This is a genomic window from Fibrobacter sp. UWH5 (assembly GCF_900142505.1).
In the GTDB taxonomy this organism is placed as follows: Bacteria; Fibrobacterota; Fibrobacteria; order Fibrobacterales; family Fibrobacteraceae; genus Fibrobacter.
Genome location: NZ_FRBB01000001.1, coordinates 112,237 through 138,869, shown reverse-complemented (window position 1 = coordinate 138,869; position 26,633 = coordinate 112,237). Strand labels below are relative to the sequence as shown.

Annotated in this window: 25 protein-coding genes and 1 pseudogene; 9 read left to right on the top strand and 17 right to left on the bottom strand. The window is 49.9% G+C overall.

The window, feature by feature from the left end; translation table 11 throughout:
• Nucleotides 1-418: 418 nt before the first annotated feature.
• Nucleotides 419-1,228, bottom strand: coding sequence for a nucleoside triphosphate pyrophosphohydrolase (mazG, locus tag BUB38_RS00655; RefSeq protein ID WP_073155653.1), 810 nt, complete (start codon nucleotides 1,226-1,228; stop codon nucleotides 419-421).
• On the opposite strand from mazG, the gene BUB38_RS00650 reads away from it, so the two are divergent.
• Both BUB38_RS00650 and BUB38_RS00645 read left to right on the top strand, forming a co-directional pair.
• Nucleotides 1,229-2,146, top strand: a complete 918-nt coding sequence (locus BUB38_RS00650; protein ID WP_073155650.1) for a DNA-processing protein DprA — start codon at nucleotides 1,229-1,231, stop codon at nucleotides 2,144-2,146.
• Nucleotides 2,147-2,154: 8 nt separating this feature from the next.
• Nucleotides 2,155-2,430: an FtsB family cell division protein gene (locus BUB38_RS00645; protein ID WP_073156709.1), complete on the top strand. Its 276-nt coding sequence runs from the start codon at nucleotides 2,155-2,157 to the stop codon at nucleotides 2,428-2,430.
• A 2-nt stretch (nucleotides 2,431-2,432) separates the two neighbouring features.
• Here the strand turns inward: BUB38_RS00645 and BUB38_RS00640 are convergent, their stop codons facing one another.
• The 9 genes from BUB38_RS00640 to trpS all read right to left on the bottom strand — a co-directional run bounded on the left by BUB38_RS00640 (nucleotide 2,433) and on the right by trpS (nucleotide 12,954).
• A complete protein-coding gene (locus BUB38_RS00640; protein ID WP_073155647.1) occupies nucleotides 2,433-5,492 on the bottom strand; it encodes an efflux RND transporter permease subunit in 3,060 nt (1,019 codons plus the stop codon).
• A gap of 18 nt (nucleotides 5,493-5,510) precedes the next feature.
• A complete protein-coding gene (locus tag BUB38_RS00635; protein WP_073155644.1) occupies nucleotides 5,511-6,689 on the bottom strand; it encodes an efflux RND transporter periplasmic adaptor subunit in 1,179 nt (392 codons plus the stop codon).
• Nucleotides 6,690-6,750: 61 nt separating this feature from the next.
• Nucleotides 6,751-7,473, bottom strand: coding sequence for a hypothetical protein (locus tag BUB38_RS00630; protein WP_073155641.1), 723 nt, complete (start codon nucleotides 7,471-7,473; stop codon nucleotides 6,751-6,753).
• The gene (locus BUB38_RS00625; protein ID WP_139258141.1) at nucleotides 7,473-9,167 is read right to left on the bottom strand and encodes a hypothetical protein; all 1,695 of its coding nucleotides are present in this window, start codon (nucleotides 9,165-9,167) and stop codon (nucleotides 7,473-7,475) included. Before BUB38_RS00625 ends, BUB38_RS00630 begins: the two co-directional genes overlap by 1 nt.
• Before the next feature lie 405 nt (nucleotides 9,168-9,572).
• Nucleotides 9,573-10,022 (bottom strand): 50S ribosomal protein L9, encoded by a 450-nt coding sequence (gene rplI, locus BUB38_RS00620; RefSeq protein WP_073155635.1) that lies wholly within the window; start codon nucleotides 10,020-10,022, stop codon nucleotides 9,573-9,575.
• A gap of 17 nt (nucleotides 10,023-10,039) precedes the next feature.
• A complete protein-coding gene (gene rpsR / locus BUB38_RS00615; RefSeq protein WP_073155632.1) occupies nucleotides 10,040-10,291 on the bottom strand; it encodes a 30S ribosomal protein S18 in 252 nt (83 codons plus the stop codon).
• Nucleotides 10,291-10,659: a 30S ribosomal protein S6 gene (gene rpsF, locus BUB38_RS00610; protein WP_073155629.1), complete on the bottom strand. Its 369-nt coding sequence runs from the start codon at nucleotides 10,657-10,659 to the stop codon at nucleotides 10,291-10,293. Before rpsF ends, rpsR begins: the two co-directional genes overlap by 1 nt.
• 126 nt (nucleotides 10,660-10,785) lie before the next feature.
• A complete protein-coding gene (locus BUB38_RS00605) occupies nucleotides 10,786-11,853 on the bottom strand; it encodes a hypothetical protein (RefSeq protein ID WP_139258140.1) in 1,068 nt (355 codons plus the stop codon).
• Between the two features lie 105 nt (nucleotides 11,854-11,958).
• Nucleotides 11,959-12,954: a tryptophan--tRNA ligase gene (trpS, locus tag BUB38_RS00595; RefSeq protein WP_073155619.1), complete on the bottom strand. Its 996-nt coding sequence runs from the start codon at nucleotides 12,952-12,954 to the stop codon at nucleotides 11,959-11,961.
• Between the two features lie 27 nt (nucleotides 12,955-12,981).
• Between trpS and BUB38_RS00590 the strand changes: the two genes are divergently transcribed.
• The 3 genes from BUB38_RS00590 to BUB38_RS00580 are packed head-to-tail and all read left to right on the top strand — an operon-like array spanning nucleotide 12,982 to nucleotide 15,899.
• Nucleotides 12,982-14,175, top strand: a complete 1,194-nt coding sequence (locus BUB38_RS00590) for a ribonuclease D (RefSeq protein ID WP_254794839.1) — start codon at nucleotides 12,982-12,984, stop codon at nucleotides 14,173-14,175.
• A 33-nt stretch (nucleotides 14,176-14,208) separates the two neighbouring features.
• The gene (locus BUB38_RS00585; RefSeq protein ID WP_073155617.1) at nucleotides 14,209-14,781 is read left to right on the top strand and encodes a 5-formyltetrahydrofolate cyclo-ligase; all 573 of its coding nucleotides are present in this window, start codon (nucleotides 14,209-14,211) and stop codon (nucleotides 14,779-14,781) included.
• Between the two features lie 53 nt (nucleotides 14,782-14,834).
• Nucleotides 14,835-15,899 (top strand): TrmH family RNA methyltransferase, encoded by a 1,065-nt coding sequence (locus BUB38_RS00580; protein WP_083541817.1) that lies wholly within the window; start codon nucleotides 14,835-14,837, stop codon nucleotides 15,897-15,899.
• A 266-nt stretch (nucleotides 15,900-16,165) separates the two neighbouring features.
• Here the strand turns inward: BUB38_RS00580 and BUB38_RS00575 are convergent, their stop codons facing one another.
• The gene (locus BUB38_RS00575) at nucleotides 16,166-18,064 is read right to left on the bottom strand and encodes an endo-1,4-beta-xylanase (protein ID WP_073155614.1); all 1,899 of its coding nucleotides are present in this window, start codon (nucleotides 18,062-18,064) and stop codon (nucleotides 16,166-16,168) included.
• 79 nt (nucleotides 18,065-18,143) lie between these two features.
• Here BUB38_RS00575 and BUB38_RS00570 point away from each other — a divergent pair, with 79 nt between their 5' ends.
• The 3 genes from BUB38_RS00570 (at nucleotide 18,144) to BUB38_RS15920 (ending at nucleotide 20,000) form a co-directional block, all read left to right on the top strand.
• Nucleotides 18,144-18,914 (top strand): hypothetical protein, encoded by a 771-nt coding sequence (locus tag BUB38_RS00570; protein WP_073155611.1) that lies wholly within the window; start codon nucleotides 18,144-18,146, stop codon nucleotides 18,912-18,914.
• A gap of 9 nt (nucleotides 18,915-18,923) precedes the next feature.
• Nucleotides 18,924-19,775 (top strand): hypothetical protein, encoded by an 852-nt coding sequence (locus tag BUB38_RS00565; RefSeq protein ID WP_073155608.1) that lies wholly within the window; start codon nucleotides 18,924-18,926, stop codon nucleotides 19,773-19,775.
• An 87-nt stretch (nucleotides 19,776-19,862) separates the two neighbouring features.
• Complete coding sequence (locus BUB38_RS15920; protein ID WP_175547622.1) at nucleotides 19,863-20,000, top strand: hypothetical protein; 138 nt, start codon at nucleotides 19,863-19,865, stop codon at nucleotides 19,998-20,000.
• Between the two features lie 12 nt (nucleotides 20,001-20,012).
• Here the strand turns inward: BUB38_RS15920 and BUB38_RS00560 are convergent, their stop codons facing one another.
• The gene (locus BUB38_RS00560; protein WP_073155605.1) at nucleotides 20,013-21,260 is read right to left on the bottom strand and encodes a type II toxin-antitoxin system HipA family toxin; all 1,248 of its coding nucleotides are present in this window, start codon (nucleotides 21,258-21,260) and stop codon (nucleotides 20,013-20,015) included.
• Nucleotides 21,257-21,478 (bottom strand): helix-turn-helix transcriptional regulator, encoded by a 222-nt coding sequence (locus tag BUB38_RS00555; protein ID WP_073155600.1) that lies wholly within the window; start codon nucleotides 21,476-21,478, stop codon nucleotides 21,257-21,259. The genes BUB38_RS00560 and BUB38_RS00555 overlap by 4 nt, the downstream gene beginning before the upstream one ends.
• 242 nt (nucleotides 21,479-21,720) lie before the next feature.
• On the opposite strand from BUB38_RS00555, the gene BUB38_RS00550 reads away from it, so the two are divergent.
• The gene (locus tag BUB38_RS00550; protein WP_073155597.1) at nucleotides 21,721-23,151 is read left to right on the top strand and encodes an AAA family ATPase; all 1,431 of its coding nucleotides are present in this window, start codon (nucleotides 21,721-21,723) and stop codon (nucleotides 23,149-23,151) included.
• 290 nt (nucleotides 23,152-23,441) lie between these two features.
• Here the strand turns inward: BUB38_RS00550 and BUB38_RS00545 are convergent, their stop codons facing one another.
• The 4 genes and pseudogenes from BUB38_RS00545 to BUB38_RS00525 form a co-directional block, all read right to left on the bottom strand.
• A complete protein-coding gene (locus tag BUB38_RS00545; RefSeq protein ID WP_139258139.1) occupies nucleotides 23,442-23,966 on the bottom strand; it encodes a hypothetical protein in 525 nt (174 codons plus the stop codon).
• A gap of 642 nt (nucleotides 23,967-24,608) precedes the next feature.
• Nucleotides 24,609-25,226 carry a PD-(D/E)XK nuclease family transposase gene (locus tag BUB38_RS15915; protein ID WP_073155591.1) on the bottom strand — a complete coding sequence of 206 codons (618 nt, stop codon included), beginning with the start codon at nucleotides 25,224-25,226 and terminating at the stop codon, nucleotides 24,609-24,611.
• Nucleotides 25,227-25,270: 44 nt separating this feature from the next.
• Complete coding sequence (locus BUB38_RS00530) at nucleotides 25,271-25,522, bottom strand: hypothetical protein (RefSeq protein ID WP_073155589.1); 252 nt, start codon at nucleotides 25,520-25,522, stop codon at nucleotides 25,271-25,273.
• A gap of 572 nt (nucleotides 25,523-26,094) precedes the next feature.
• Nucleotides 26,095-26,562 (bottom strand): annotated as a pseudogene (locus tag BUB38_RS00525) (ORF6N domain-containing protein); the annotation flags it as partial.
• Nucleotides 26,563-26,633: the final 71 nt, after the last annotated feature.

Genomic DNA, 26,633 nt, shown 5'->3' with positions numbered 1-26,633 from the left:
GCAAGTTCTGGCAGGCCCTCACTCTCGCTGAAAAGACCTCGGTTAATACCGAGGTCTTTTTTTGCTCACGGCCCCAAACGTTTAATTGAGTTCAACTCAGAATTAGAAGAAGTCCCGCGGGAAACCGCGGGACTTTTTCACATGTACACAACACAAGGAAGGGTGTTTTACCGACACCCTCCCATAAATACACAAGAGCCCCGCGGGACAAGCCCGCGGGACTCAGTGGAATTAGAAGAGAACAAGTGTGCTTCCTATCTATTCCTACCCGTATGGTTCGATCCGGCATCCCTTCTCTAGAACCAGAAATAGATTGGAAGCACGATAATAATATACCTCGCAAAACGGTTAGCGGAAGCTTTTTCTGCTAAACCCCTATTCCCAAAAAGAACGTTCCAATTTGTATTAAATCGGCGGCCTAGGGCAGCACCTTTGTGGCCTTCTTGGCAGCGCGCCAGAATTCCTGCAGACGTTCAGGAGTTTCCTCCTTCATTTCCTTGCCTTCGTCGCGAGCCATCTGTTCCACGATACGGAAGCGCTTTTCGAACTTGGTGTTGGCCCGTTCCAGTGCCAGGGCCGCATTGAAGCCGCAATGGCGGGCCACGTTCACCAGGCTGAACAAGATATCGCCGAACTCATCTTCCATGCGGTCGATGTTGTTGCATTCCGCAGAGGAGGCTTGCATTTCGGCACGGAATTCGCTAAATTCCTCCACAGCTTTGTTGAATACAGGTTCTGCCTCGACCCAATCAAATCCGACCTTGGCGGCACGCCGCTGGATTTCCTGGGCACGGGCCAGCGTGGGCATGCTCTTGCTTACTTTATCCATAGCGGACTTGCCGACCATGTCCTGATTGTTCTTTTCCGCAGCCTTGATGCGTTCCCATCTACGGGTCACCTCGGAGGCATCATCCACCTTGGCATCGCCAAACACATGAGGATGACGTCGGACCATTTTTTCGCAGATTCCCTGCACAACGTCGTCGATACAGAAATCGCCATTGTCCTTCGCGACCTGTGAATGGAATACCACCTGGAAGAGCACATCTCCCAGTTCCTCGGCCATGTGAACCTTGTCGTTGGCCTGGGCTGCGTCGATATATTCGTGGGATTCTTCCACCAAGTAGGGGAGCAGGGACTGGTGCGTCTGCTTACGGTCCCAGGGGCAGCCATTTTCCGAGCGGAGGGTGGCCATGATATTCACAAGATCTTGAAAGGAATACTTCATATGGGTAAAAATAGAAAAGCCGAAGAGTACGTCAGCCAGGAATTAGAACCGAAACTGTTTCCGCTACTGCTGGGCGAATCGTCTTTGAGGCCAAAGCGCCTATTCTACAAGGGCGCACTGCCAGAAAAAGACTCCATTGGAATTGCCATGGTAGGCACCCGACGTCCAGGCAGTTCCGCCCCAGAACTTTGCCGCAGGCTGGTACATTCCCTGAAAGGCACCAAGGCGGTCATCGTCTCGGGGCTCGCTCAAGGCATCGACAGCTACTGCCACGAAGCCGCCCTGGAGGCGGGCCTCCCCACCATCGCCGTCATCGCCCAGGGAATCGACGCAAGAATCCCCGGAGAACGCGCCGACCTGGCCCGCCGCATCCTGGAATCCGGAGGCGCCATCCTTAGCGAGTACGCCGGCGACCAGGCCTCCCTGAAGGGCATGTTTCCGGCCCGTAACCGCATCATCAGCGGTCTTAGCCGCGCTACGGTACTGGTACAGAGCAAGAACAAGGGCGGGGCCCTGATCACGGCGGATTACTGCCTTGGCGAGGGCAAGTTGCTATTAGCCGTGCCGGGAGATTTTGACAGCGAAGTGGCCTGCGGCCCCAATCTTTATTTGGACTGCGGCAAGGCAAAGCCAATTTTTTTACCGGAAAGTCTGAGAGTGCAGGCAGGAATTCCCTTGACCGCCCATAGCCAGGAAGCTCCCTCTTTGCAGAATCTCGCCCACACCGGCTGCCAGCTTTCCCAGGAGGCCACCATGATTTTTACAAAGTTCAACGGATTCCGCAAGACTTTTTCAGAAATTCAGGCGGATTGTAACTTTAAGACTGGCAACATTTTAGCTATATTAACGGAACTTGAGATTGCAGGATTGGTCCAGACGAAGGACAATATGCAGTTCTACTTTAATGGGAGCCTTTAGTTTTGAGCTTGAAGAAGCACTTAGTCATTCTCGCACTGTTTATCTTCGCCATCATCGTAGTGGCCCAGATGATGTTCGGAAAGAACAGCATCAGACAGCAGCGTAGAATCAACCGCGAGATCGCCAGCTACCAGCATCAGATTGATTCGCTGCAGATGGTGATCGACAAGCGCAAAGTGCAGATTCAGCAACTGAAGACCGACTCCCTCTACAAGGAAGGGCTTCTCCGCACACGCTATGGCATGAGCCGCAAGGGTGAAGTCGTCTTCCAGCTAGTTGAATAATTTTAAGCCATCTTACTTGCGTCAGTAGAGCTGACGTGCTCCACCTTGCCGGCGAAGTAGCTGTAGGCCGCAGGCACCACAAAGAGCGTCATGAAGGTCGCAAAGGTGAGACCGCCCGCAATGGCAATACCCATTGCGATACGGCTAGGCGTGCCCGTGAGGATCAGGGGCACTGCGCCCAATACCGTAGAAAGGCTCGTCATAAGGATTGGGCGGAAGCGGCGGGTCGCCGCCTGCCTAGCCGCCTCAAGCTTTGTACATCCGGTAGCCGCCGCAATCTGATTTGCAAATTCCACAATCAGGATGCCGTTCTTGGTCACAAGGGCAATCAACAGAATCAAGGCAATCTCACTGAAGATATTCAAGGTCTGACCTGTCAGGTAGAGGCAAGCCAACGCACCGGCCAAAGCCAGGGGCACCGTAAAGAAAATCACCAGGGGAGCGCGGAAACTTTCAAACTGACCCGCCAGCACCAGGAACACCAGCGCCAGAGCCAGCAAGAACACGATATACAATCCCGAAGAACTTTCCTCGAATTCCTTGGAAGCACCGCTAAGGGTCGTGCTCACGTTGGGGTATTCCTTCAGTACATCCTTTGCGATTCTGCGCATTTCTTCAACGCCATCGCCGATGGTCATCCCGGGAACAAGCCCTGCCTGAATGGTCGCAGAACTGAATCGGTTGTAACGGGGCAACGACGGAGATGCAGAACGTTCCTTATAAGTGATGAAGTTATCCAGGCTAACGGCCTCCCCCTTGCGGTTCTTCACCGTCAACAGAGAAAGATTCTGGGGAGAGCTGCGGTACTGATAACCCACGGCACCAATCACGTCGTACTGGCGGCCTTCACGATAATATTCACCATAGCTCTTTTCGCTGATAGAAAGCTGAACAGCCTGGGCTATATCATTTACGGATACCCCTTCCTCGTCAGCCTTGTCTCGCAGGATTTCAATATGTAATTCAGGCTTGGTAAATTTCAGGTTGGTGTTCACCACGCTGAATATGGGGCTCTTGCTAGCCGCTTCCATGAACTTGGGAACCAAGGTACGCAAAGTTTCGATGGACCCCGCCTGCAACACGAACTGCACCGGCAGACCACCTCGCTGGGTACTGATGCTCTGAGGTTCAAACACCATCACGCGCAAGTCCGGGTATTCGTTACCCAGAATCTGGATGGCATGGGCAATTTCGCTCTGGGGGCGACGAGCCGTCTTGTCGTCATTCAAGGACAAACGAATTCTGGAGTTACCGGCATTCCAGGCGCCAGCCTGCACTTCCTTATACTCACCGCTATCCAGAATGGTCATGACCTCATCCACAAACGCATCGGCCATGCGCTTGGTACGGGTAAGGGTCACACCTTCGGGCATATTCACGTTCACCATGACAGAGCCCGAATCTTCTGTGGGAGCCATTTCAGAGCTCATGTTGTTGAAGCAGAAATAAGCCGCAAACAGGAGCCCGGCTACCACCGGGAACAACAAGAAACGCAATCTAAGGAAGCCACCCAGAAGCACGGCATAAATTTTATTCAGACCTTCAAAGAACGGTTCCGTTATCTTGTAGAACGATCCCTTCTTCTGATGACGCAAGAACTTCGAACAGAGCATGGGAGAAAGCGTCAAGGCGCAAGTGGTAGAAAGGAAGACCGTCCCGATCATCACCGCCACAAATTCGCGGAATAGAAGACCCGTGGTACCGCCCAGGGCTAGCACCGGAATGAACACAGCCATCAAGACCACAGACGTTGCAATCACGGCAAAGAAGATTTCATTTGTTCCCGCCACGGCAGCCTGCTTAGGTGTCATGCCCTTTTCAATCTTGTCGTAAATGTTTTCCACAATCACGATAGCATCATCCACCACAAGGCCAATAGCAAGCACCATGGCCAGAAGCGTCAGAACGTTAATGCTAAAGCCGCAAAGGTACAGCACAAAGAAACTTCCAATCACAGCCACCGGCACCACCACCATGGGGATAATCGTCGTACGGCCTTCACGCAGGAATGCAAAGATAATGGCAATCACCAGAAGGAACGCCACAAAGATGGTCTCCACCACTTCCTTGATGGAAGCGCGGATATTAATGGAAGTGTCGCGGCCATAAAGCATCTCGACACCCTCAGGCAATTCCCGGCGGAGTTCTTCCACACGCTTGTAGAATTCGTCAGCGATGTTCACATGGTTACTGCCAGGCTGAGCCACCAGAGCGCAGGTCACCGTGTTCTTGCCGTTACGTCTAAATCCCTTACGGGTATCCAGCGGTTCGTAATGGATGTTAGCAACGTCGGACACGCGAATTACAGTGCCATCGGCCGCAGTTTTTACCGCAATGTTTGCAAAAGCTTCCGGGTCAGAAATTCGGCCCAGAGTACGAATAGAAAGGGTTGTTTCGGAACCTTCGATAGAGCCTGCGGGAAGTTCCAGGTTGCCCTTGGAAAGGGCGGCACTCATTTCGCTTCCGGTAACGCCCATGGCCTGCATACGGATGGGGTCAATCCACAGACGCACTGTAGGCTGCTTTTCACCCCAGATAACCACTTCGGAAACACCGTTAATGGTCTGCAGACGTTCCTTCACATGATTGCGTGCGATTTCAGAAACGTCCATGGCGTCCAGCTTATCGCTGACCAAGCTGATCATCAAGATGGGGTCGGAATCGGAGTCGCTCTTGTTCACCGTCGGTTCGTCCACATCGTCAGGCAATTTACGGCGGACACGGCTTACACGGTCACGGATATCGTTGGCGGCATCCTCCAGATCCATGCCCGTTTCAAACTCCACACTGATATAAGAAAAGCCATCGGAGCTGGTAGAGGTCAGGGCCTTAATACCCGGGGCACTGTTAATGGATGATTCCAGGACTTCGGTAACTTCGGCTTCCACCACGGCAGCGTTTGCGCCAGGATAAGAAGTTCTAACCTGAATAATGGGATAGTCTACGTTCGGGTATTCACGAATACCCAACTCACTCATACCGAAGGCGCCAAGCAAGATGATGACCAAGGCCATCACCGTCATTAGGACAGGTCTACGAACAGATAGATTTGCAACACTCATTTTTCTTTCGTCTCTCGTCTAATCCACTTCGTAATCGGTGTTGTTACGGATTTCTCGGATACGAACAGAACTTCCCTGACGGATGCTAATCAAGCCCGAAGTAATAACGGTATCGCCTTCATTCAGTCCAGAAATTACATCAACTGCAATGGGAGTGCGAAGGCCCGTCTCCACACGGCGCATAGAAGCCTTGCCATCCTGCACCACAAAGATATAGGCGCCATCCTTGTCCAGCGTAAGAGCTTCGGCGGGAACGGGAATTGTCTGGGTTCGGCCAGACTGCAATTCAACGCTAACCTTGGCATAACCGCCAGCAATCAATTCGCCCTTGGAATTATCCACGGTCACCATAATCTGGCGGGTACGGCTGCTTTCCGAAATCGTGGCGTCAAGGGCTGTCACCTTCCCCACTTTCTGGATGGCCCGTTCTTCGTCAATCAAGGTAATGGGATTGCCCACCTTCAAGGTAGTCGCATATCGTTGCGGCAAGGCGAACTTGGCCTTCAATTTCGTCACTTCACTTAAAGTCGCAATGGAAGTGCCCGTGGTCACCCAGGCGCCCACAGAAACATTCACAAAACCGAGTTTACCGCTAAAGGGGGCACGGACTTCAGTCTTTGCAATCTGAGCCTTTATCAATTCGACGCTGGCCTCGGCAGACTTGAGGGAGGCTTCAGCAGCTTCCATATCCGTCGTCGTCGCGGCGTTCTTTTCGACCAAACCCTTGGTACGTTCCATTTTCTGCTGAGCCAGATGCAGACTGGATTCAGCCTGCTTCAACTGTGCCTTCAATTCGGAATCATCAATCTTGGCAAGGAGCGAACCCTTCTGTACAGAAGCGCCATCCTTTGCATAAAGATTCACCAGACGACCGTTGGCGGCAGCGGACAACTCCACACGGTTCAAAGCTTCCAAGGTAGCCATTGTCTGGAAAGATCCACTGGGCTTGTGGAATTCTGCAATATAACCTTCAACGGCGAAAGTCTTGTTGCCACGACCACCAGGGCCACCGGGCCCCTTACCACCGGGCGCACCACTCTTGGCCGCAGCCTTGGAATCAGGAGCCTTGAAAGCAGGCACCTTTGCACCAGGAGCTTCATCGCTACACCCCACTAACAACAACGAAATGAACGTCGCAATTAGAATCGCAAACTTTATGGGGAATGCCTTTAAAAAATTAGAAGTACCTGCATGCATTTGTTCAATCCTATAATGTTGTTTAGGTGCTCCGCGGTCTCAAACAGCTGCCTAAATCCGCCTAAAATTTAACGTTCATCAACAAGCCGCTTCCATCTTCATAGAACTCGGGAACAAACTCAATCCGTTCCGAGAAGGCCTTAGAAGAAGTACGTCGATAAACACGGATCGTGTTCAGCATAGAAACCACACGATTCAAGACCAACGCACCAACACTAGCCTGGAAAACGATGCGGCTCACACGATAATGGCGCAAGCGACTTTTATATTCATCAATGTGTTCCGAAGTTTCGGGATTGTCGGAGCTACCCCAGTCCCACTGGATTTCAGCCGACAGGTCTTCATCGATTTTCTTGCCAGCACGAATCATGGCCTGATTGTAATCTTCATCCATATCAGGTGAAGAGTTCTGACCGTCAACACCGCCACGGCTACGATAATCGCCCACGGTATTCAGCATATCGACGTTCTTGCTGGAAGTATTAAGCCCTGCGTGACGAACCGCATATCCGTGAGCGGATGTCACATAGCGTTCACCAATAAAATAGGATCCAATGGCAGTCACCCACAGGGCAACGTCGGTCCACACGAAAGGCCGCACAAATTCCTGCTCGCCCAGGTACAGTTCGCCCATACCCGGAAGGAGTGCCGAAGCACCCATGGCTTTCCACCAGCTCTTGTCGCTATTCTTAGAAACATTGTCATCAACAGAGATGACCACCTGCGAAAAAGCGACCGCGGCGGCAAGAAGTAGAACTTGAAGGACCTTTCCAAAAGTCTTCATTAGAATCCCCAGCTAGCCATTACATTTACGCCAACAGATTCACCAAGAACTACACCACCGTCAAAGTGGAGACGGTCATACCAGGAAAGATCTTCCTGATACAGAGCCTTGTTATGAGCGTGGGCCGTAAAGGCAGCATCAACGGCAGACACAATGTGGTTCAGGATGATGCCGCCAAAGAACCAGGCCTGCATATCGGCATAGTCGTTAGCCTTGTTGCGCATGCTGCGGTAGGTGTCCTGATTGGAGGATGTACCTAGGGCCACAACTTCGGAACCGTTAGTTTCAAGATCAAGGCTTGCAGCAACAGCTTCATCCTTCACGTCGTCCCAGCCCAGCACGTAAGAGCCATCGGACACATGCTGGTACACAGCAGATTCATCGTAGAAGCCGTTCTTCTTGCGATCATCACCCAGCGACTTAGGATTATTAACAAAACGATTTCTATAGTCAGTATCCTTGTAGTAGACGTAAGAATCGTTGTAGCAACCTTCTCTATTCGCATCACCAAAAATGGCTTCGCAGAAGGACTCACGAGAACCGAGGTAACGGGAACGGAATTCAGCCCCATTCTCAGAAACATCCTTATACAGTTTACGCATCTTCGTTTCGTAGGTACCAATGGAGAAATGGTCGTTGGCAAAGTTCTTGTATCTGTTTACCTGTCGATCATACTTGTACACGGAATAGTAATACCAGCTACCCCAGAGAGCGGCTTCGAGAGCTAGATAAACACCACCGCGGACCTTGGTAAAGGTGGATCCGCCCACATACAGCTGACCGGCGCCCGGCACCACCAGAGACATGAACATGGCCTTGCGGGGGCTCCTGTACTTACCCTTCATATCGTCGAGGCCATTCACCTTGGAAACCTTGACGGGGCCAAGAATGTCGCGACGGCTCATGGAGCTGGAAGAGGGAATTGCTGTAGAACTGGCGCTGGCTGCCTGAATAGAATCGTTATAAGCCTGGATGCTATCGTTCCTAGCCTTTTCGACAGCGGCAATGCTATCGGCAGTCATTTGAGCAAGAGCGATAGAATCGCTGATATACTGCAGGGAATCACTGATGCGCTGCATTTCGCGGGCGTAAAGTTCGTTGCGGTCTACACCTTCGTAGGGGTCCTGCGAGGCAGCGGAGGAATCGGACGCAGCCCTAGCCTTTTCTGCTTCGGCAGCGGCACCTTCTGCCGTTGAGCGCATGATGTTAGCCGCCTTTTCTGCAGCAGCTCTTTTTGCAGCCTGTTCAGCAGCCAATTCTTCTTCGGTCTTTGCGGGAGCGGCAGCAGCAGCCTGGGCAGCAGCGGCGCTATCAGCGGCGGCCTTCTCTGCAGCCTTCTCGGCGGCGGCCTTTTCTTCGGCGGCTTGCTTTTCGGCGGCTACGCGTTCCGCCTCGGCTTTTTCTTCGGCAGCGGCCTTCTCGGCGGCGACTTTTTCTTCGGCGGCTTTCTTATCCGCCTCGGCCTTTTCTTCGGCAGCGGCCTTCTCGGCGGCGACTTTTTCTTCGGCGGCTTTCTTATCCGCCTCGGCCTTCTTGGCAGCCTCTACAGAATCAGCGGCGGCCTTATCGGCCACAGCGGCTTCTTCCTCAAATTCAGCAAATAAATCACGGGGCTGTGCAAAAGATTGAACAGCCAACAAACTGGCCGCACAGGCCATAATCTTAACAAAAGACATCAACGAAATCTTGCGCATGCCCCAAAAATAGAAAACTCACCCACCATAAACCAAACCTCAGGCGGCCGCAACGGCCTATAAATATGTTTTTCCGCAAAAATTCAGAAAAAAGGCAGTGGAAAAGCCGAAAACAGCCGCCCCGCCACCGCCTTTTCGTTAGTTTGCCTACAATAAAACATCTTTTTAGGGGGAGAGTGTCCATAACAAATCGCAAAATTAGGCTTTTACGGAGGTCAAAAGCCCAAAAAGTACTTCCAAAACCGTCTATTTTTTTATACAACATAATAAAAAGGCGGTGTAAAACCCTCTTTTTCAAATATTTCCACCGCCTTTTCCAACCAACTATTTTCCAACAAAAAAAGAACCGCCCCCCCCCCGATTAGGAGGGGAGCGGTCCGAAAGATCTAGTCTTTAAGGATTGACTTAAGCCTGTTCCTTAACGACCCAAACCTTAACCTGAGCTTCGACGTCACCGAAGACCTTGATGGTCACGGTGTAGACACCCAGCTGCTTGATGGGTTCAGCCAGTTCGACCTGAGCACGGGTCACCTTGACACCCTGCTTGGTGATTGCGTCAGCGATGTCAGATGCGGATACAGAACCGTACAGACGTTCGCCTTCAACAACGCGGCGTTCCATGTTCACAGAAATCTGAGAGAGCTTTGCAGCTACGTCGCCTGCAGCAGCCAATTCCTTCTGGAATGCAGCTTCAACAGCAGCGCGGTTGTTTTCGATTTCAGCGATAGCTTCCTTGGTAGCGCGAACAGCGAGCTTGCGGGGGAAGAGGTAGTTATTTGCATAACCATTCTTAACCTTCACAACGTCGAGCATCTTACCGAGGTGAGGTACGTTAGCCTTAAGAATAATTTCCATAGTCTAGTTCCTCCTTATTAGCGCATGCTGTCAGAGACAAACGGAAGGATAGCCATCTGACGAGCACGCTTGATAGCTTCGTTCAGCATACGCTGATACTTAGCAGAGGTGCCAGAAATACGGCGAGGAATAATCTTACCGCGTTCAGAGATGAAGCGACGGAGAGTCTTTTCATCCTTGTAGTCAATGAACTGAACGTTGTTTTCGGTGAACCAGCAAGTCTTCTTGCGACGAATACGGGTTGCCTGCTTCTTATCTTCAAAAGCCATTATTCAGCCTCCCCTTCTTCTGCGTCAACCGGAACGATTTCTTCGGTAGACTGAGCCATGTCTGCATTGTAAACGATTTCGGACATCGGATAATCAGCGAGGGTCATCCAACGGAGAACGTTTTCATTGAGCTTGAGAGCTGCTTCCATAGCGGCAACAGTTGCAACTTCTGCCTTGTAGTAGAAGATAACATAGAAGCCGTGCTGGCGCTTGTTGATAGAATAAGCGAGCTTACGCTTGCCCCAATCATCGCGACGAACAATTTCGCCACCCTTAGTGATTGCAGCGGCGATGGTCTCGATTTCAGCCTTGATGGCGTCGTCGGAGATCATAGCGTCGATGATCACCATAGTTTCATACTGTCTCATAATGAGATCCCTTTGGTCTTTCGCCCAGGTTACCAACATTGGCCCCGGGAGGGTTCCGATAAAAATCGGTGGCTCAAATATAGAAAATCAAACCGTTTTGTCAAACTGGAAGGGGCAGTCCAAGGGTTAAATGCCCAACTGGATGCCCACAAGACCGTAATTCGCCCAATCCTTTACACCATTATTGAAGTATCGCTGGGCGCCAAATTCCACCATAATCCAGGTAGAAAGCAGATTTTTCTTGGCCCAACCCCAAACTTCGCGCAAATTGAAGGCCACACCGGGCACCAAGGAGAGTTCCATAACCTTCGAGAAATTGTATTCGAAAAGAACACTTCCAGTCACACCCCAGAGGCGAGTCAGATTCAAACCAAAACCAGCACCCACGCCCACAGAAAAACCATCCAGCGACAGCATCCGTTCACAAGCTTCCTTGTCTTTCACAAAGGTCGTGTCTTCAACGAGAATTGTATCCGTGGTAACGCCAACAACCCAATCCGGCATATCATCGGTAAAATCGCCAACGACCTCCGTAGAATACTTTCCGCGGCTATTGATCTGGTCACGCAATTCAGAAATGCTTGTATTTTCAAAGGCCAACACCGATTCCAGGTAAATATCCAATTTCTGCCAGGCCTTATGGAACCTGAGGTTCGTACGGTAGCGCTGGTACATGACCATCACATCGCTATCCAGGTCGCCCCCAAAGAAACGGACATCGATACCGCCACTAATCCAATCGGCATAAAAGTATTCCAGCTGTCCTTGCCAAATACCCATGCAATCACAATCTTCCGTAGGATTGTAAATTCCACCACCAAGACCAATAGACAGGCCCTTGCCAGTATAGGCAGTCTGACGTGGAAGAGGAACATTTTTCATATTGCGGGCGGCAACCGCAGCGGAATCCAGACAATCTTCAGAGTCCTCTTCGGAGCAATCTTCCGATTCTTCACAATCTTCGCCCTCGCAGTCATCGTCATCATCTTCGCAGTCATCGCCTTCGCAAGATTCTGCACCTTCCGCTTCAGCCGCCATGACCGAATCCGCATTAAACGATCCCGTGGCAGCTCCCATCAGCACCATTCCCAAGGGACTTATCGAGCCATCTGCAGTCACCCCAAAAGAACCATTTGCGGATACTGCAAACGCATTCAGTACTAAAAAAAGGATGACGGACAGGACTGATTTCATATCGTGGATAATTATAATAAAAAGTATAACACAAAAGCCCTCGGCGTATTGCCGGGGGCTGTTGTAAAAATGCTTCTAAGGATTACTGTGAGCCGGAGTCGCCGACTAGTAAGTACCCAGCAAGGAGCGGACCTTGTCCATCATTGCCTTGGACTTGACGCGGGCCTTTTCCTTACCGTAGGCGAGAATCTTGTCGATTTCTTCGGTGTGGGCCAGAAGGTCGAAGTACTTTTCGCGAGCGGCGCCCAGATGTTCTTCGAGGACGTTCTGCAGTTCCTGCTTGGCGTGGCCCCAGCCCAGGCCACCTGCGCGGTAGCGGGCAGCCAGCGCGTCGCACTGTTCCGGAGTTGCGAAAAGCTTGTACAGCTTGAACACGTTGCAGGTATCCGGATCCTTGGGTTCTTCAATACCCTGGGAGTTGGTCACGATCTTGCCCAGGCGCTTCTTGAGAGCCTTGGAATCCAGGAAGATGTCGATGTAGTTGTCGTAGGACTTACTCATCTTACGGCCATCCAGACCCGGGATCACGCCGGTGGATTCCTGGAAAACCGGTTCAGGAACGGTGAACACATCTTCGCCAAAATGCTTGTTGAACTTGATGGCGATATCGCGGGCAAATTCCACATGCTGCTTCTGGTCCTTGCCAACGGGAACGATGTCTGCATTGAACATCAAAATGTCGGCATCCATGAGGCAGGGGTAGCAGTAAAGACCCATGTTCACGTTTGCGTCAACATCTTCGCCGGCGGCTTCATTCTTTGCCACCTTGTCCTTATAGGCGTGGGCGCGGTTCATGAAGCCCTTGGGGGTAAAGCAGCTGAGAGCCCAGCTAAGTTCAAAGATTTCGGGAATGTCACTCTGCTTATAGAACAAAGTCTCTTCCGGGTTCAGGCCAAGAGCCAGCCAAGTGGCGGCCACCTTGTAGATGTTGTCGCGCATTTCGGCGCCGTTCTGCACGGTGGTCAGAGCGTGATAGTCTGCAATGAAGTAGACTGCATCGTAAGTCTTAGTAAGTTCGAGAGCCGGGCGGATTGCGCCCACATAGTTGCCGAGGTGCGGAGTGCCAGTCGGCTTGATACCGGTAAGAGAAATCTTTTTCATAGGCGCAAATTTAGAAACATTTTCGTAATGACAAATACATTTATTACATTTTCTACCCAAATGATGCAAGACGAAAAGTACATATTGGTGGATAGCGAGGAGACACTAGCCAACCTTCTATTGGACCTGGAGAATTATGACATGGCCGCGGTGGACACCGAGGCTGACTCCATGTATCACTACACAGCACGCCTTTGCCTTATTCAAATCACCATTGGCGACCACCATTATATCGTAGACCCCCTCTGCGGCCTGGATCTGGCCCCCCTGTTCAAGGCACGCGCCATGCAGACCCTGATTTTCCATGGGGCCGACTACGACCTGCGACTGCTCTGGCAGACTTACCAGTTTAGCCCCACCCACATCTTCGACACCATGCTTGCCGCAAAGATCCTGGGCGAACCCCATTTAGGCCTGGCCGACCTGGTCCGCGAATATTTTGGCGACGAACTGAAAAAAGAAAACCAGCGTGCCGACTGGACCACTCGTCCCCTGCCCCTGGAAATGTGCGAATACGCCATCCACGACACCTTTTACCTTCATGAACTTTGCGCCATCCTGGTAGAAAAACTGCAGGCCGCCGGACGCATGAGCTGGCTCACCGAACAGTGTGACGCCCTTATCGAGCATTCCCGTAATCCGGCCCCGCCCAAAAAGGATCCCTGGCGCATTACCGGCAGCAGCGTCTTTAGCCCCTGCGCCCTGAACATCCTGAAGTACCTTTGGGAATGGCGCGAAAAACAGGCCGAAGAAATGGACCGCCCGCCCTACAAGGTGATGCCCGGCGACCTGATGCTAGCCATCGTACGCCACGCCGTCGACACCTACCCCCAGGTACTGCTGGACCACCTGCCCCGCCTCCCCCGCAACTTCAGGGACGAACGCCTGGATTCCTTCGTCAACATGATGGAAACCGCCATGGCCACCCCCGAAAGCGACTGGCCCGAACGCCTCCCCAAGGCACCGCCCCCGCCCGTAGTCCCCAATTCCGACCTGCTCTCGGTACTCAAGACCTGGCGCGACGAAAAGGCAGCCACCCTGAACCTGGACCCCTCCATGCTGGGCAACAGGGCGCAACTCATCTGGCTGGCCGCCCCCGGAACCATGCCCTGGGAAGAACGTTACGAAGAAGCCCACCTCATGAACTGGCAGAAGAAAATCTGGAACGAAATCCTCCAGGAAAACCTTCCCAAGGCCAAGCGCGTAGGCGATCCCGACTAACTCAACAGCGGGCACAGCGCCTGCAAAAAAATTATGGAAGCAGCACTCCTCATACTCCTCTTCATCGTGGTCCTGGGCGCCCGCGGGTTCTTTGACCCGGCCAAAAGAAAGCGCCCCGGCGAAGAGCTGATCAACAACCCCTGGGAAGAAATCCACGCCATACCTGGCTACAAGGAATCCCGTAAAGTTGCAGCCTTCTACCCCCTGAAAGGTGAACCCAACATCACTCCCGTCCTGGAACAGCTGGTCCGCGAAAACCGTCTGCTCCTGCCCCGAGTGACCGGCGAGACCACCATGGAGTTCTACCCCATCGACAATCTGAAAAAGGACCTGGCCCCCGGACGTTTCGGCATCATGGAACCCCGAGAAGGACTGGAACCCTATACCGGCCCCTTCACCGTATTCCTGGTCCCCGGTACAAAGTTTAACGTAACAGGCCAGCGCCAAGGACACGGCAAGGGCTACTACGACCGCTTTTTAGCAAAACACCCCGACGCCTACAAGGCAGGCATCGCCACCCCGAAACAAATCCAGGTGGAGCCTCTGGAACAAAAGGAAACCGACATCCGTATGAACCAGGTAATTGTGTGCAGAGCGAAAGAATAATGGGTTCGCAAAAAGGGAACGCATACTTTTAAACAAGAAGAAAGGAAACAACCATGGCATTTGATAGAGACAACAAAAATTTTGGTGACCGCCGTGAATCAAGCCGCGATTTTAACGATCGTCGCGAAACAAGCGAACGCCGAGGCTTCGGCCGCGCTCCCCGTCAGAACTACCGCGTCCGCGAAGACAACGAGTTCCGCCCCGCACGCCCCCAGGGCGATGGCCCCCGCGACTTTACTCAAGGTTTCCGCAACAATGACCGTCGCGACTTCAATGACCGCCGCGATTTTAAGCCCCGCTTTGAAGAACGTCCCCAGGACACCGCCCGCGCCTATGAAGACGGCGTGATCCCCGCAGTAGGCGACGCAGACGCAGCACCCCAGGTCGCCGTAGGCGGCATCAAGGAAGTCACCGAACTCCTGACCAAGAGCCCCATGCAGGTTCACCGCGTGCTCTTCATGCACAAGTCCGGCAACCCCAAGCTCTATGAACTGCAGAAGCTGGCCAAGCGCGTACACGTACACGTACAGCAGGTGGACTCCAAGATCCTGAACAGCTACGCCACCCCCAACCACGGCGTGGTCGCCCTCATGAACGAAAAGGAACTGCTGGTCTGGGAAGACGTCCGTGGCGAACTCTTTGCCGCCAAGGAAAAGGGCGAAAAGAAACTGATCGCCGTCGCAACCAACATCGAAGACCCCCGCAACCTGGGCGCCTGCATCCGTAGCTGTCTGGCTTTGGGCTGCGACATCTTGCTGCTCCCCGCCAAGGGCATGTGCGGCATTACACCCAGTGTAGCCCGCACCTCCGCAGGCGCTCTTGAAAAAATGCGCATCTGCCGCCCCAACAACCTGGAAGCTGCCGTTGGCGAACTGAAGCAGGCCGGTTACCAGATTCTCGGTCTGGATGCCGACACCGAAACCAACCTGGCTGACTTCCAGTTCAGCGATCAGGCCGTTATTGCAGTCGGTGGCGAAGACGTAGGTCTGCCTCCCTTCATCAAGAAGCAGTGCGACTCCATCCTCCGCATTCCCATGATGCCCGAAGCCCACTCCTACAACGCTTCCGTGGCACTGTCCCTAGGATTGTACGAGTACGCCCGCCTGCGAATTAAATAAAAGGCTACAGGTGTTACTAACCAAGCCGCTTAAAAAGGGAATTTTGGTTAGTAAAAAACGCCTAATTTAATACAAATTAACAAGCAATATACTAACCAATCAAGCTCCATTAGCCAACCTGGTTAGTAATTCGAGTGTAAAACGGGATTTTTGAGGCAAATATTACTAACCAAATTCCACAAACAGGATTATTTGGTTAGTAGCTCCCCCAAAAAATGCGGATTACAGTCAAAGCAAAGGCGTCCATGAAAGGACGCCTTTTTCAGCTACTTCAAAGTCATGCGACCAACACGCTGCAGACCCCCACTCTGAACGCGAACGATGTAAGTTCCACTTGCAAGCCCCTCCAGGTTCTGCGAGCCCCGAACATCATTAGCGGAAAATACCGGACGTCCCTGCAAATCCATCACGTCCACACGAGCAGACGCTACACCTACAAGATTCAAGGTGCGGTCACTCATCACGACCTTCAATTCGTCCCTAGCAGAAACACCACGGATCGCAGCCGGACGTTCGGAACCATCAGGGCAGCCCACGGCCTCGATCTTTGCAATGTACATGGCAGAAGTATTGCTGCTGTTGAAAGTCAACTGCGTGGGCCTAACAGCGGCATCACCGGCCATAGCATCGCGAACAGCCTGCAGGTCCACCGTCATACCGCTCCAGACCTTGGCGCTCAAGGGCCGCCCATTCTGCAAAGTCATCTTGGGATCGCCAGTTCCAATATTCACGTAGGCGGTACTCCCCGTAGGCCCATAGGCGGTAAATACAAGAGCCTCGCACTTCGACAGGAAATTGGAATCCACCACATCCTGAGGCAACGTGTAAATCGCATGCTGGTAGCCGCAATAATCCGCATTCTGGTCGCAACCCGCCAACGGAACATTCATGTAGCCCGTCTTGCCAGCCAGCGGTTCTGATTCAAACTTGCCATTGCCATTCTTAACATCGCCAGACCACTCTCCACGAGATTCAGCACCGGCCTGGCTGTAATCCACAATCACGTAGGAACCGTTTCCAAAAGGCGAAGCATCCTCCCAAACCAGGGGGACAATATCCTTAACCTTGGAAACCTTGTCTGCACTATGAGCCTTCAAACTAGCAACCAAACTATCGTAAGCAGACTTCTTTGCAAAACTGGAATCGAAAACCAGACCATTATACTTATACAAATCAGCAAGCCAACTATACTTATCAGAAAATCCCCAGATAACAAAAGCCTCCATGTTGGGAGCCTCCAGGAACACATCCATAAACTGACGGTACAAGCTTCCCTGTGCTTCAAAATCTGCCTTGGACACGTCCTTCTTATCAAAGCCAATGTCCAACTCAGTAATCTGCAAAGTCAAGCCTTCCGCTTCAAGAGCCTGAGCCAAGGCCTTTACGTTAGGTGGCGTCGTCACATGGTAATCAGAAATATGAGTCTGCGTCCCAAGACCCGTAATGTAAATGCCCGCAGCCTTCAGGCGCTTTGCCACGGAATCCACAGCGAACTTACCCTTCGCCCCTGCAGCCACCCCCCACTCCAGGGAATAATCGTTATAATAAAGCTTCGCCTCCGGGTCCGCCTTATGGGCCCACACAAAGGCTGAGTCAATAAACTCGCGACCGATATACTTGTACCAGACAGAAGAAGCGCCATCACGCCAAGCCGCAGGAGTACCATCGGAGATAGCTTCGTTTACCACGTCCCACTCGCGGACCTTGCCCTTGTAGTGCCCTACCACATTTTCGATATGATTCTTCAAAACCGCAAGCAAGGTGTCCTTGGCAGAGCCGCCCGCAGCAGCCACACTCGCTGCCAGATCAGGCACCCACTGAGGAACCTGACTATGCCAGGCCAGCGCATGACCGCGAACCTGCATGCCATTCTTTGCGGCGTACGCCATCAGCTTGTCGCCATTCTTGAAGTTGAAGGAATTTCGGGCCGGCTCCGTGGCGTCAAACTTCATTTCGTTTTCAGCCACCACAATATTAAACTGAGACTTATGAGTATTCTCATAAACCTCGGCATCGTCCCCAAGACCATAGCTAAACCAATTGGAATTCAGAATGGAACCCACCATGCGGCCACGAGCCTCCGCCAACTGACGAAGAGTACTATCCGCTTCTGCGGCCACCGCGCAGGACACACCTGCCACAAAAAGAAAAATGCCAAATTTCATATCTAATCCTAAAACCAAATGTAGACCCATTTACACGCGTCTACACAAAAACATAATAATTTTTTATTTTATTCGCGCTATGTTAAAAAATACATTCCTTTTTATTTTTGCAATTCTTGTTTCTGGCATTTTCGCCGAAGATCTTACTTCATCTTTTGTCCCAAGGGAACATCGCGGTTTCTACAATAGCGTAGGCTTTGGCATTGGCTACAACAAAATCAGCGCCAAAAGTACATGGGAAGATCTGGACAACTCCAGAATTGATAAAAAAGATATCGCATCATTTGATTTTTGGGGAATCACAACCCCTTCATTCGACTTTAAGTTCGGTACAGCCATTGCAAACCTGATTGCCTTTCATACAACATTCAATTTCGCGATCTATTCAGGCGTTATGGACTACGAAGAGGTTAACTACGATAGAGAGATCGCCCAAAACGAGAACGGCAATCCGCTCTATGACAAACAAGGGGATAAGGTTTACGCGGAAGATTGGAGAGCTTACGATTCCGAAGGATTTTCGGGCGATGCAGTAAATTTAAGAACCTTCGTTGGCTTCGGCACGACAATCTACCCGTTCCGAAATCCAAATTCAGCCATGAACGGTTTCTTTATCGGCGGATCTTTTGGTTACGTTATTTATGCATGTTTTGTAGCGGACGACTACTCCGCAGGAAACATCGCCTCCTTTGGAAGAAGCTTTATCGCAGAAATTGGCAAGGAATGGTGGGTAAGCAACCACTTGTCCATAGGTATTGGATTTTCATACAACCATTCTTCAACAAATTTTGATGAAGCTAAAGGTACAGAAACAGTGTACACCCTTTCGTTCCGCTTGACAAGAGGCTAAGAGACGAATATGAAAAATTTTCATAGTCACTTCGTCCAGATGGTTCTTGCCGGAATGCTTGCAGCGACCACAGTCTTTGCACAGGAATCCGAAGAAAATCCCGCAGAAACAGTCGAAGAAACCGTTACCCTCCAAAAGCCGGTAAAACTTTATCGACCGCCAAGGGAGCATCGTGGATTCTACTTTAACGCAAGCCTTGGCGCAACCTATGTAGGTTTTAATTACAAGCAATCCGATTACCAATACAAACATCATTATGACTATAATAACAACGACTATTCATATTCGTACGAAAGAGTAGTAGAGGAAGTTTATGAATTCAACGATTTCGCCATACCGACTCTCGGCTTGAGATTCGGTAGATCCTTTGGGAACCTCGTGGCGCTGTTCTTTGAACTAGACTTTGCCATGCTGATAGGCGAAGGCAAGTATAGTGAAACTTCTTACGAACGTAACTTCGATAATCAATATTCGGTCTTAGGATCTTCGCCACAAAACCTTAAAGAAAAAAACAGCAAGGATGACGATGCCTATGGCTTTTATAGTTTTGTAGGAGTAGGATTTACATTCTACCCCTTTAGAAATCCCCATTCCGTAATGAACGGCGCCTTCTTTAGCATCGCAAATGGGTTTGCATTCTTCGGTGAAGACATAAACCACAACAAAGAGAACCTCCATCAAACATTCGAAATGCTCGACTACGAAATGCAAGTAGAAATCGGCAAGGACTGGTGGATCTCTGACACATGGTCCGTCGGATTGAGCATCGGCTATTTGTATACGTTTGGCGCCAGTGATGATAGTGAAAACACCTTTGACTCGAACGTAATCAGCTTCATGTTCAGGGTAACCAGAGGCTAACACCAATTTAACGTGAAAAATCGATTCCGGCCCACCGGGATCGATTTTTTATTGGCTGAGTTTTTGCTACTCACCCCCGTGTTGATTATGATTCTTGCAGGGCTCGGCGTAGGCGAATTCAGCTGGCAAGCATTAGGTTACAGCGCAGGATTTATGATTGTCCTGTTGGCATTGGGCATTATCGTGTTCAATAGAATCCAGAAGACCTTTATGGATACGGTGTAAGGCCAAGAAAGCCTAGCAATCACTTGTTATATCTCTTTCTTGCACGATTTTTTCGATTTCATCAATCGTTTCTGTGCAGCCGTCAAGACATTCATCTTCACGGATTGAAGCAAAACCAAGAAGAACTTTCTTTCTCAAATCCGAATACAAATTCAGAATCACGGACTGTCTTAATTTCAGTTGTTCCGCCAGGAGAACGAGATCTACCTTTCTGATTTTATCAATCTCATAATGGCTTCCAATTTTCATGGAAACCTTTCTTGTTAGAGTCGGATACAAAAGCGTACAGACGGCATCGTAAATCGGAGATAGTTTCAAGACACCGCCATCATAGAGCAAAGAATAATTTTTCCCGTGAGCGTCGCAGTTGCCAATAACGAGATTAAACAGGACGTACTGAATAAATGCCCGTGCGTCCAAAAGTGGAACTGAAGTTCTTCGACTAATCAGCTGAAAAATATCCGCAATGCCCGGACCACCATCATTCTGGTATTTTCGATCGCTAAGAATTCCCAACGCCTGGCACATATCCTCCTGATGTAAACGAACAACAGAATCACCTCTTTTGATTCTATCATAGCGCTCCACCATCATGAACGTTTCATCCTGAATTTTCTTCAAAGCCACATCAGGCACGCTGAGGCCCGAATATTTAGCAAGTTTCATGCACACATATTCATTTACAGCAAGCGACGACAATTCTCCCTTGCCCGTTGGTTTGATGACATGTGTCGATAGAGCACCATTCTTTGGAAAATGAAATTTTCCGTCAAAATATGCCAGAGGCAACTTTTCCTGAGCCCCAGCCAAAGAAAGTCTCAGCTCTTCATTAGCCTTCAGCAAAGGTCTCGTTTCTGCGTTCTTTATATAACCAAGTAAAACATCTTCTGACAGTTCCTCGTAATTGTCAGAATCCAGTCTATAAATCAACTTCTGATTAGGTTCGGCATCTTCTGGCAATACCGAAATCATACCGGCACATTCACCCCCAAGTTCCTGCAGCAACTTGAGCGTACTCGATTCAGAAACATGAAGATACTCAGAAATCCGGCGTTTTACATCTCCTTCCGGAAGAACTCCCGAGAAAAACGGCAAACATTCCTTTTGCGAAAAATCATCAGATCTTACAGGAAGCGAAATCGAAAGAGAATTTCCATTTTGCCTAACATAGGAATCTTCGTAAGCAAACACAATCCCTTTATCGGGAGTAGAAAACAAACTACCAGCAAGCTTATTTGCAAAATAAACCTTTAACTTCATCGATCATTTTCCCTTTCCACAACATGAAGGTTTAATCCAAGCATTTGCAAAACATGCAATACTTTATCAAGCTGTAGCGTTTCCTTGCCATTTTCCAGTTCCGAGAAGAAACGAACTCCGACACCACAAAAGGCCGCACAATCCGCTTGCGTCAATTTGAGCTGATTTCTTCTTTTTTTTACGGAAATCGAGATATCATTTACCTGTTGCACCTGCATACCTCAAATATAACTTTCCCGTACGGGAAAATCAACGTCAAACAGCAAGAATTGCGGCAAATTATTCCCGTACGGGAATAATCGTAACTTTTGCACCGCAAACTAAACTCAACCACCCAGCACATCCTCAATCAACTCGTATTTGAAAACGTGTCCAAAATAGACATAAAAACACACTTTTTGGGTAAACAACAAATCCTTTCCTTACCCAAAACAACAATAAATTTGTATATTTTGGGTATATGAAAAAGATGGTTGGTAGAGAAAAAGAGATAAAGTTGCTTGAAGAAGCGTATTCTTCCGGCAAGTCTGAACTGGCTGTGGTTTACGGCAGAAGAAGAATCGGGAAGACATTCTTGATTCAAAGTGTTTTTAGGGAACGCTTCTCGTTTTCCTACACTGGTGCTCATAACAAATCCCAAGCGGAGCAACTTCAGAATTTCGCAGAATGTCTTAAGGAGTACAGCAAATCCACCTTTGCACCTACACTGAAAAATTGGAATGAGGCGTTTTCTGCCCTAGAAAAGCTTTTGTGCACAAGCCGTGCAAAACGCAAGATCGTCTTTTTCGATGAAATGCCCTGGATTGATACCTTCAAGTCTGATTTTGTATCCGCCTTCGAATACTTCTGGAATTCTTGGGCAGCAAATCGTGACGACATTCTGTTCATTGCCTGTGGAAGCGCAACTTCCTGGATGGTCGACAAGTTAATTGAGAATCAGGGAGGACTTCATAACAGGATTACCCGAAAAATAAATCTGCACCCATTCTCCCTACGGGAATGCGAACTGTTCCTGAAAAACAAGAACTGTTATTGGGATCGGTTCCAGATTACGCAATGTTACATGGTTCTCGGCGGAGTCCCCTTTTATCTGGATCTGCTAGATGTTAACAATAGCCTTGCGCAAAATATTGACCGGCTTTATTTCGACAAAGACGGTGCCTTGCATGATGAATTTAATGAACTATACAACGCGCTTTTTTCCGGAGCTGACAGTTACATAAGGATTGTCGAAAAGTTGTCTAAAAAACAGAGCGGAATGAGTAGGCAAGAACTTGCTAGAATAACGAAAATTTCTGGGGGAACATTGACGCGCATGCTTGCCAACTTGGAGCGTTGCGATTTCGTAGAATGCTTTTCCCAGTTTGGCTCCAAGAGTAATAACGGGACATATCGTTTGACAGATTTCTTTACACTGTTCCATTTGCATTTTTGCGAAAAACAGAAGTCCAAGGACAAGGAATATTGGCAACACAACCTGATGAATCCCGGCATTGTATCTTGGCAGGGAATTTCATTTGAGCAGGTTTGTTTTGCTCATTTAGACCAGATAAAGAAATCGCTGGGAATAAACGGCATTGCAACGGAGTGTTCCGCCTGGAGATGTACCAGCCGCACAATTGATTGCAATACTGATGGAGCACAAATAGACCTTCTGATTAAGCGGGCCGACCGTGTTATTAATGTCTGTGAAATGAAATTCTCGCAGGGCGAATTCATCATCGATAAAAGTTACGAGACCAAACTCCGCAACCGCATAGAAATATTTAGGGTTGCCTCTAAGTGCAAAATGGCCTTGCTCAATACTTTTGTAACAACATTCGGCGTTATGAAAAATTCCCATTCCGGAGTAGTGCAAAACGAGGTTGTTTTGGACGATTTGTTTGGGTAGGTGTAAACGCATTGTATCCATTCAAGAAGGGTCATAATATGATGGTGGCGAGACTTTGGGCGTTCCCCGGCAAGCCGGGGCGGGCTCTCGCGTTATAAAATTTTCGCAAACATCTAGCCAGAACATCTTACACGAAAATTTTTCCGTTCAGCCTCGCTTCGCGAGTCCGAATGGCTTCGCCACTTCGATCCCTAACGCGAATTTCATCAAACATAAACCGACGACAAAAGCGACGATAACCTCATTTTCCGACATCAAAGCGACGATAAAACAATCCACAGCAAACACTGTCAAGGCCGAACAGGCAACTTCAACACTCCCTCAATCAGCTCGTGATAGACCTCAGGGTGTTCAATCTCGTTTATCGAAGTCACACGCTTTCCAGCATCTTTCGAAGATGCGCCGCAATGGAACATCTTTTCATGGTCCGTTTTGTAATCCAAAACGATATAACGGTCATGGAATATTCCGCCTGCAGGCCTCCGCTCGAAGGAAACGTCAGGACGAGCAGCCTTGAAGTCATCAATCATCGTTTGTGTCAAAGCGCAGCTGTTCCGCTGGTCGCTAAAAATCGTCACATTCACATTCTGAGCAACACCTCGCAATAAATCCAGTGTTTTTACGCCAACAAAATCATCAAACAAGAAAATCGACTTCTGAGCCATGCCATAAATCTGCGTGTAGGCAACATCGGCCTCTAGTTTTTGCCCATTCAGAATCAAGTGGGGCTTGTAGGTGGACGGGTCGTGGAAAAACTCCATGACCTTGCCCAAAGAATCTTGGGTTTTCTGGGACTCCACCTCCAAACGAGCCACATCCGTGCGAATTTCCGCAATTTCGTGGGAATTGATTATTCCGGCGTACTTTGAGCCACCAGTCCGGTACTAGAGAGCCACCCACAAAATGTCATGAAAACTCTATAATGCGAATGTCCACGACAATGATGCCGCGGACTTTTGATAACGTATATTGTCTTTCGCAAATTCCTCTAAGGGGGTAAAAAAATAGGATGAAAGGAGCATCCTATGGATAGCAATATAATTAAAATTGAATATACCGGAGCAAAGTACACCGTGAAACCGGAGTAATGGAAACCGGCGTACCGGTCAAACGGAAACCGCGGTTCCGGGGATAAGGAAACCTGTCTAATTTTAGCAAGCACAATTCCGTGCAAAAAATAGACAGGAGGTCGAATGACCAAATACCGCGAAATCCTCAGGTTGCGAAATCTGGGATTAAGCCAGAACGACATCGCGACAAGTTGTCAGGTGTCCAAGAAGACCGTCAACAGGGTCTTGAAACTTGCCAAGGAGCACAACTTGAATTGGCCTTTGGAAGAACGCCTTACCGACAAGGAAATCGGACATTCAACGGAAGCGACGGCACGGGAGTGCCGGGCCGCCCACAAAAAAAGACCCGCGCGGGGTCCCTTGTATCGCGGAGATTTTTCGCAGAGGTTACTTGGAGTTCTTTCCGGCGAGTTTCGCCTCAAGAGCTGCGATTTTGCGTGCCTGTTCGGCGATCTCGGCATCCTTCTCGGCGATGATTTTCTCGTTGCGCTCGCGTTCTTTTTCAGCAGCGGCTTCTGCGGCAAGCTGGATTTCCTGTTCCCATGTCATATAGCGCTCCTGTGTCTTTTCGTCTGAACGGTACCACTCCACCTTGGTGTGGATTTTCCTTGTCTCCGAGGATTCGGCGGCGTTTGTAGCAAAATACTTCAGGTACGGTTTAAGCGGGTGCGTATCCGGAAGTTTCTCGTACTGGTTAAATATATAGAAATTTTTGAAGGTGCGGTCGTTCAAGGCGAGTTTTTTGTTTTCTGTCGCATAGTTCTGGAAACTATAAATAGGCAGGCCTTCCTTGAAAATGTCTTCCGGGCAAATGAAGAGCACGTACTGGTCCTTAAGGCTGCTGTACATGCTTCCCTTGCGCAGCTCGTGGGTGTCATGAATAGACTGGTAGTAACGAGCGCGCTTCGGGAGTTCCTTGGTGTCCTCCATCTGCATCTCCAGATCGAAGGAGCGCTTGACTTCGCCGTCCTTGCCGGTTTCCTGGGCGTAAACGTCGTAGCGCACGCTTTTGACGCCTACGGCGTCCGCGGCTGCACTCGGTTATAAAATTATGCGAGCATAATTTTGCAACACTCGTTTTGCACGCTTTTGCTGAAGATGCCGACCTGGTCCGTCTTTTCCTGCTCGGGGTCCTTCAGGTCGTAAATCTTGATGCCAAGCGCCGCCTCGATGAAGGGCTTTGCGATTTCCTTGTGGCTCATGACCAGCGGGAACATGAAACGGTTGGTGATGGTGATTTTAGAGAAGTCGATGACTTTAGTTTCGTTATCAGCGCCTACGGCGGTTTCGTTTTCGTTCATACGTGTTGCTGGGTGTTGCGCACACCTTTGCGAGGTGGCTAAATCGCCGCCTGCTATATACACGCTTTTTTGCCGTAGAATGCTCCCTGGATTTTGAAAAAAGATTGTAAAAATTTTTCGCCCTTAAATCACGGGAGCGATCGTGACCCCAGCGAGAGTCGTGACAAGAACGCACTTGTGCGTAGCTTGGCATGACCGAGCGCAGGCAGATGTGGCGAAGCCTCATCTGACCCCTTGGGGCGCAGACTTTTGCTGCATTTGCGGAATTTTGGACTGGTTCCTTCGCGGCTGCTCGCCACTCAGGATGACGCAACGGGCCGTCGCAAAAAGTTCACGCTCCTTCCGAGGGCTCGGAAGTGGTATCGTCAAAAGTTCATGCACCTTCCGAGACGTTTGATGCCCCCCCCCCTTCCTCAGGCCACGTTCCTTGGGGCTTACAAGGAAATCCATGCGAAAAGTGTATGGGTTGAACCCATCTGAAGCACAATAACCCTAAAACAGGTGGCTCCGTCAGACCGGACTAGTGGCTCTCATTTTTCCGGACTGGCGGCTCCGCCGCTCCGGAATAATCAGGAATGTTGAGCCGTCAAATTCGCAATTTGAAGGCAGTTGGAACAACCTAGTAACTGCTGATTTTCGGCAGCAATGTAGTCCTTCATGTCCTTGAATAGACGGATTATTGCTTTACTTTGCAGCGTTGCAAGACCACCTCTAAGAACCGTCATGAGCATGTAAATACCCTGCTCGGTAAAGACAAAAGGAAGTTTTCTTGTTCCGCCCCGTCCAGTTTTTGATGTCAAATTTTTTGACATCAAACGTTTGAATTCATCATCCGTAAGTTGGAATCTAAAATCATCGTCAAATTTGTCGATGTTTAATTTCACCTGCTGATTAAAAGCTCTCGTCTCATACCCGTAAATCACCGCCAGATCGGCATCAAGCATAACCTTTACACCGCGGATGGTGTAAACCTTGCTCTTCAGCAAATTCTCGTCAATGAGGACAATTTCATTCCCAGCAACAGGGGCAATTTTCTTCATAACAAACCTTCTGCAATACAAGCAAAAAACAAATCACAGAATATAACCACAGCGGCGCATTCTAGGCCGTG

Excerpts from the sequence above, each read along its gene's own strand:
- mazG (WP_073155653.1), bottom strand. The coding sequence starts at position 1,228 with ATGAAGTATTCCTTTCAAGATCTTGTGAATATCATGGCCACCCTCCGC.
- BUB38_RS00650 (WP_073155650.1), top strand. The coding sequence starts at position 1,229 with ATGGGTAAAAATAGAAAAGCCGAAGAGTACGTCAGCCAGGAATTAGAA.
- BUB38_RS00640 (WP_073155647.1), bottom strand. The coding sequence starts at position 5,492 with ATGAGTGTTGCAAATCTATCTGTTCGTAGACCTGTCCTAATGACGGTG.
- BUB38_RS00635 (WP_073155644.1), bottom strand. The coding sequence starts at position 6,689 with ATGCATGCAGGTACTTCTAATTTTTTAAAGGCATTCCCCATAAAGTTT.
- BUB38_RS00630 (WP_073155641.1), bottom strand. The coding sequence starts at position 7,473 with ATGAAGACTTTTGGAAAGGTCCTTCAAGTTCTACTTCTTGCCGCCGCG.
- BUB38_RS00625 (WP_139258141.1), bottom strand. The coding sequence starts at position 9,167 with ATGCGCAAGATTTCGTTGATGTCTTTTGTTAAGATTATGGCCTGTGCG.
- rplI (WP_073155635.1), bottom strand. The coding sequence starts at position 10,022 with ATGGAAATTATTCTTAAGGCTAACGTACCTCACCTCGGTAAGATGCTC.
- rpsR (WP_073155632.1), bottom strand. The coding sequence starts at position 10,291 with ATGGCTTTTGAAGATAAGAAGCAGGCAACCCGTATTCGTCGCAAGAAG.
- rpsF (WP_073155629.1), bottom strand. The coding sequence starts at position 10,659 with ATGAGACAGTATGAAACTATGGTGATCATCGACGCTATGATCTCCGAC.
- BUB38_RS00605 (WP_139258140.1), bottom strand. The coding sequence starts at position 11,853 with ATGAAATCAGTCCTGTCCGTCATCCTTTTTTTAGTACTGAATGCGTTT.
- trpS (WP_073155619.1), bottom strand. The coding sequence starts at position 12,954 with ATGAAAAAGATTTCTCTTACCGGTATCAAGCCGACTGGCACTCCGCAC.
- BUB38_RS00590 (WP_254794839.1), top strand. The coding sequence starts at position 12,982 with ATGACAAATACATTTATTACATTTTCTACCCAAATGATGCAAGACGAA.
- BUB38_RS00585 (WP_073155617.1), top strand. The coding sequence starts at position 14,209 with ATGGAAGCAGCACTCCTCATACTCCTCTTCATCGTGGTCCTGGGCGCC.
- BUB38_RS00580 (WP_083541817.1), top strand. The coding sequence starts at position 14,835 with ATGGCATTTGATAGAGACAACAAAAATTTTGGTGACCGCCGTGAATCA.
- BUB38_RS00575 (WP_073155614.1), bottom strand. The coding sequence starts at position 18,064 with ATGAAATTTGGCATTTTTCTTTTTGTGGCAGGTGTGTCCTGCGCGGTG.
- BUB38_RS00570 (WP_073155611.1), top strand. The coding sequence starts at position 18,144 with ATGTTAAAAAATACATTCCTTTTTATTTTTGCAATTCTTGTTTCTGGC.
- BUB38_RS00565 (WP_073155608.1), top strand. The coding sequence starts at position 18,924 with ATGAAAAATTTTCATAGTCACTTCGTCCAGATGGTTCTTGCCGGAATG.
- BUB38_RS15920 (WP_175547622.1), top strand. The coding sequence starts at position 19,863 with ATGATTCTTGCAGGGCTCGGCGTAGGCGAATTCAGCTGGCAAGCATTA.
- BUB38_RS00560 (WP_073155605.1), bottom strand. The coding sequence starts at position 21,260 with ATGAAGTTAAAGGTTTATTTTGCAAATAAGCTTGCTGGTAGTTTGTTT.
- BUB38_RS00555 (WP_073155600.1), bottom strand. The coding sequence starts at position 21,478 with ATGCAGGTGCAACAGGTAAATGATATCTCGATTTCCGTAAAAAAAAGA.
- BUB38_RS00550 (WP_073155597.1), top strand. The coding sequence starts at position 21,721 with ATGAAAAAGATGGTTGGTAGAGAAAAAGAGATAAAGTTGCTTGAAGAA.
- BUB38_RS00530 (WP_073155589.1), bottom strand. The coding sequence starts at position 25,522 with ATGAACGAAAACGAAACCGCCGTAGGCGCTGATAACGAAACTAAAGTC.